Annotated in this window: 4 protein-coding genes and 1 tRNA gene; 1 reads left to right on the top strand and 4 read right to left on the bottom strand. The window is 64.1% G+C overall.

The annotated features are described in order from the left end of the window. The first annotated feature begins 249 nt into the window (after positions 1-249). The gene (locus ACI38Z_RS02095) at positions 250-627 is read left to right on the top strand and encodes a hypothetical protein (RefSeq protein ID WP_439788530.1); all 378 of its coding nucleotides are present in this window, start codon (positions 250-252) and stop codon (positions 625-627) included. A 203-nt stretch (positions 628-830) separates the two neighbouring features. Here ACI38Z_RS02095 and ACI38Z_RS02090 read toward each other — a convergent pair. From ACI38Z_RS02090 to ispG, 4 genes are all read right to left on the bottom strand, one after another. Continuing rightward, positions 831-905 (bottom strand) — tRNA-Val (locus ACI38Z_RS02090). Positions 906-1,064: 159 nt separating this feature from the next. Further along, positions 1,065-2,087: an alpha-hydroxy-acid oxidizing protein gene (locus ACI38Z_RS02085; protein ID WP_439788529.1), complete on the bottom strand. Its 1,023-nt coding sequence runs from the start codon at positions 2,085-2,087 to the stop codon at positions 1,065-1,067. A gap of 77 nt (positions 2,088-2,164) precedes the next feature. Beyond that, positions 2,165-3,874, bottom strand: a complete 1,710-nt coding sequence (locus ACI38Z_RS02080; protein ID WP_439788531.1) for a proline--tRNA ligase — start codon at positions 3,872-3,874, stop codon at positions 2,165-2,167. Between the two features lie 74 nt (positions 3,875-3,948). Further along, positions 3,949-5,053: flavodoxin-dependent (E)-4-hydroxy-3-methylbut-2-enyl-diphosphate synthase (gene ispG / locus ACI38Z_RS02075; protein ID WP_439788528.1), on the bottom strand; the 1,105-nt coding region annotated here is incomplete at its 5' end.

The raw sequence follows: 5,053 nt of genomic DNA, 5'->3' as shown, positions 1-5,053 counted from the left end.
GCTCTCCCAACTGAGCTAATTCCCCGTTCGTTGGTGCGAGGGATATATTACCAAAGTCGCCAACCCGGTCAAGCGGAAATTTTGACTTCGCCGCGGCCGCACATCAGTTGTGAAATTCCTTCACAAACCGCTACACTGCATCCTATGCGGGAAACCTTCAGTTGGGCGCACGCCAGGTCCAAACGCGACGCCCTCCGCCGCCGCTCCGGCGCGCGGGAAAGATGAAATCCAATCCGAACGGAGACAGAAATGAACGACGCGTGCAAGAAGCTCAAGATCGTCTGCATCATATCCCTCGTGGTGGGACTTCTCTCCACCGTCTGCTCCATCGCGCTCATCGTGGTCAACCACATGAACCCCCGCGCCTACGTGGCGCTCATAGACGGCGTGCTCTGCACCTACATGGGCTTCCACTGCGCGCGCCAGATCAACGTGCCCTCGAACGCGGACCACATCAGGAAACTGAGCTCGGTCATGGTGCTCGTCATGTTCTTCTGCGCCGCCTACATCCTCGTTGCGCCACAGAAGTCCATGGCCGAGGTATTCGTGGGCTCCACGTGCGTCGTGATGGCCCTTCTCGTCTTCGTGCTCGCCAAGAAGGTCGTCACGATCCTCGAGGCAAAGTAGCTCGACCTCGCGAAGGCGGGCGAGAAATATGGGCGCCTCTCCCCTAGCATGGAATTCCCATAGACCGTCCCGTGGGCATGTCGCTGCGGGACGGTCCTCTTTTCGGAATCCCACCGATGGCATGGTCCTGGTTCCCACGGGCGTCTGTAGTACGGTTACAAAAAAGGTCGAACAAGAGACCCTGCTCGACCTGACAATCATTATGGTGGGCGATGCTGGATTTGAACCAGCGACCCCTTCCGTGTGAAGGAAGTGCTCTACCCCTGAGCTAATCGCCCCTCAGTGCGGTAGCTATACTAACAGAACAAGTGCCCCTGTAAAGGCGAGAAGTTCGTCCAAACACAAAATAGTTTTCCGTCTGCTGGCTTACGACGCTTTTACCTGCGACAACACGGATTCCAACCTTGGATATTTTTTGAGCGATCAGCCTCAAGACACTACGCGAGCATGGCTCGGTCGATGTCCTTGGTCGTTTCGGCCCCGCACATCTCCATGGTGTCGCCCAGCTCGCGCGCGAGCTGGCCAAGGTAGTCGCGAACGCCTTCCTCACCCGCGCCATACGTGGCAACGGCAAACGGTCTGCAAACCAGGCACGCGTCGGCGCCCAAGGCCAGCGCGCGGAACACGTCCAGACCCGTGCGGATGCCCCCATCGACGAGGACCGTGACCTTCTCGCCCACCTCGTCCGCGATGGCGGGAAGGACGTCCGCCGTTGCGGGGACGCCGTCCTGCACCCTTCCGCCATGGTTGCTCACCACGATGCCGTCCGCGCCGGACTCCACGGCCTTGCGCGCGCCGCGTACTGACATGACCCCCTTGAGGACGAAGGGCGTCCCCGCCGCGTGGCAAGCGTCCGCGATGCGTGCGAGCTCAAAGGTTGTCTTGGGACCGGCAGGCGGCTCGAACCCCTTGAGGAAGGGAAGCCCCGCCGCGTCGATGTCCATGGCGATGGCCGCTGGGCGCGCGTCGAGCGCGAGCTCGAGCTTTGCCATGACGGTCTCCATGTTCCAGGGCTTGATCGTCGTGACGCCCCGCCCGCAGAGTCTCTTGATGTCGCGAACCGCGGACTCGTGTATCGCGGCGACCATGCCGTCACCGGTCCACGCGAGCGAGCCGGCCTCTGATGCCGCGTTGAGGATGCAGGAGTTGTAGTCCTCCATCTCCCACTTGTCGCCATAGTGCAACTTCACGTCACCCAGCGGGCCGATCATGACGGGAACGGAAAGCCTCCTGCCAAAGAAGTCGACGGAGGTGTCCGCCTCGAACCGATCGTGTATGGTGTCCATCTGCACGAGCACCCGCTGCCACGCCTCGTAGTTACGCGTCGCGACGGTGCCCGTGCCCTTGGCGCCCGGTCCCGGCATGTGCGATCCGCAGGCGCGTCCGTTGCAAACGGGGCACGCCTTGCACCAGGGTCCCATGTTGCCGCGTGCGGCCGCCGCCATCTCCTTGTAGTCCATGATCTTCTCCAAAAAGCGGCCGCCTCCCGAGGGATGCGGCCGCATTCGATTGCCTGTCACACGCAATGGCCCGGGTACTACGCCCTCTGGGCCTTGACCTTCTGGGCGAGAAGGGCGGCCACCTTGTCGATGGCAACCTCCGTGCGTTCGCCGGTCGCGCGGTTCTTGAGCTCGACGTTGCCGTTCTTGACGGCCTTCTTGCCACAGACCACCTGGTAGGGCATGCCCATGAGGTCGGCGTCGTTGAACTTGACGCCGGGGCGCTCCTTGCGGTCGTCCACAAGGACGTCGATTCCAAGGTCCACGAGCTGGCTGGCGACCTTGTCTGCCACGGGCCAGACCAGGTCGTCGTGGACGTCCAGCGGAATGACCTCGACCTCGTACGGGGCGACGCTCACCGGCCAGATGATGCCGTGCTCGTCGTGGTGCTGCTCGACGATGGCTTGCAGCGTGCGGCTGATGCCGATGCCATAGCAGCCCATGATGAGGGGCTTCTCCACGCCGTCCTCGTCCATGAACGTGGCACCCATGGCTGCAGAGTACTTGGTGCCAAGCTGGAAGACCTGGGAGACCTCGATGCCACGTGCAGCCTTGAGCGGAGCGCCACACTTGGGGCAGACGTCACCCTCCTTGGCCGTGATGATGTCGACCCAGTCACCGTCAGCGATCTGGAAGTCGCGGCCGGGCTTGGCGTGCACGTAGTGGTACCCAGGCTCGTTGGCGCCAATGGCCCACCACTGGGACTCCCTCAGGGAGACGTCGTAGCACGCGCGGACCCCCTCGGGAAGGCCGATGGGCCCGATGAAGCCCTTGACGAGGCCGAACTCCTTGAGCTCGTCCTCCGTCATCATGTGGTAGGCGCCAAAGGCGTGCTCGGCCTTGACGTCGTTGAGCTCGTGGTCGCCGGGGACGAAGCAGACGACGGGCTTGCCATCGCCGTCGACAAGGGCGAGCGCCTTGCGCGTGCCCGCCTCGGGGACGTTGAGGAACCTTGCCAGCGCTTCGATGGTGGATGCACCCGGCGTCTCGACCTTCTCGAGGTCCCCGGCCTCTCCGTCAACGAGGTTGATGGCGGCAGTGGCCGCCTCGGTGTCGGCAGCGAAGCCGCAGTCGTCGCAGTAGACGAGGGCGGCCTCCCCCGCGTCAGCGATCGCCATGAACTCGACGGAGGTGTCTCCACCGATCTGGCCGGAGTCCGCCACGACGGGCAGTGCCCTAAGCCCAACGCGCTCGCAAATCTTGGCGTAGGCCTGCTTCTCCTGGTCGTAGCACTCCTGCAGGGACTCCTGCGTGGCGCTGAAAGAGTAGCCGTCCTTCATGATGAACTCGCGGCTGCGCATGAGGCCGAAGCGGGGGCGACGCTCGTCGCGGAACTTGTCCTGCATCTGGTAGAGCGTCACGGGCAGCTGCTTGTAACTGCGGAGCTCGTTGCGCACGAGGTCCGTGAACGTCTCCTCGTGGGTGGGGCCGAGCGCGTACTCGTGGTCGTAGCGGTCGCTCAGGCGCATGAGCTCGGGACCGTAGTCGTTCCAGCGTCCGCTCTGGTGCCAGAGGTCGCCGTCGGTGAGGATGGGGACCTGCATCTCCTGAGCGTCTATGGCCTCCATCTCGTCGCGGATGATGTCCTCGATCTTGTTGATGGAGCGCCAGGCGAGCGGCAGGTAGCTATAGAGGCCCACGGCGCCGCGACGCATCATGCCGGCGCGAAGCAGCAGCTTGTGGCTCGCGAGCTCGGCCTCCCTGGGGTCCTCCTTGAGGGTCGGGGCGTAGAGCCTCGACATCTGCATGTACTTTCTCAACGTACTTCCTTCCAAGTTCACGACCAGCCGGCGCGTGCCGGCACGAACACTATCGCGACATTCTACGCGTCCTTCTCGCCCGCGTCGTCCTTGACGTCCCGATTTGCCCCATCGCCGTAGCGACGCTCGATCTCCGAGAAGAGCTCGTCAACGATCCTGTCCTCCGGGACGGTGCGAATCTGCTTTCCGTTCTCGAAGAGGACGCCCTTGCCGAGGCCGCAGGCGATGCCGAGGTCCGCGTCCCTGGACTCGCCGGGGCCGTTTACGACGCAGCCCATGACCGCAACCGAGATGGGCGCCTTGACCTTCGCGAGTCGCCGCGAGACCTCGTCGGCCATGCCGATGAGGTTGACCTGGCAGCGGCCGCAGGTGGGGCAGCTCACGAGCTCCGGGTGGAGTCGGCGCATCCCCAGGGCGGAGAGCAGGTCCCATGCGACGTTGACCTCCTCGACGGGGTCTGCCGTGAGCGAGAGGCGCATCGTGTCGCCAATGCCCTGCTCGAGGAGGATGCCCACGCCAGCGCAGTTCTTGACCGTACCCTGACGGAGCGTGCCGGCCTCCGTCACCCCCACGTGCAGCGGGATGCTGGGCAGCTCGCGCGAGAGCATGCGATAGGTCTCGAGCGTGACGGGCACGGAGTGCGCCTTTGCGGAGAGCACCACGTCCGTGAAGCCACGAGAGGCGAAGTGGTCAACGTAGCTCCTGGCGGACGCCACGAGCTTCTGCGGAAGCGTAAGGTCCTGGCGTTCCGCGTACGTTGGGTCGAGCGAACCCGCGTTGACGCCGATGCGAATGGGGATGCCCTTCTCGCCCGCCGCGTCGATCACCTGGTCGACGCGCTCGAAGGAGCCGATGTTACCCGGGTTTATGCGCAACGCCGCGGCTCCCCTGCGCGCGGCCTCAATGGCGAGCCTGTGGTCGAAGTGGATGTCTGCCACCACGGGCAGGGGACTCTGCGCGCAGATCGCCTCGAAGCCGTCGAGTGCGCCCGCATTTGGTATCGCGACGCGTATGATCTCGCAGCCCGCCTTTGCAAGCTCCTCTATCTGCGCGAGCGTGGCCTGCGGATCAGAGGTCTTCGTCGTGCACATCGACTGCACCGAGACGGGCGCGCCGCCACCCACGGCAACGTCGCCAACGTGCACCTGGTGCGTTAGGTTTCTGGCG

Origin of the sequence: Parafannyhessea sp., assembly GCF_051876455.1 — a bacterium.
Classification (GTDB): domain Bacteria; phylum Actinomycetota; class Coriobacteriia; order Coriobacteriales; family Atopobiaceae; genus Parafannyhessea.
This window is presented reverse-complemented; position numbering and strand designations above follow the sequence as displayed.

What these genes read in the sequence shown, in the direction of transcription:
- ACI38Z_RS02080 (WP_439788531.1), bottom strand. Translation starts at nt 3,874, where the DNA reads ATGCAGATGTCGAGGCTCTACGCCCCGACCCTCAAGGAGGACCCCAGG.
- ACI38Z_RS02095 (WP_439788530.1), top strand. Translation starts at nt 250, where the DNA reads ATGAACGACGCGTGCAAGAAGCTCAAGATCGTCTGCATCATATCCCTC.
- ACI38Z_RS02085 (WP_439788529.1), bottom strand. Translation starts at nt 2,087, where the DNA reads ATGGACTACAAGGAGATGGCGGCGGCCGCACGCGGCAACATGGGACCC.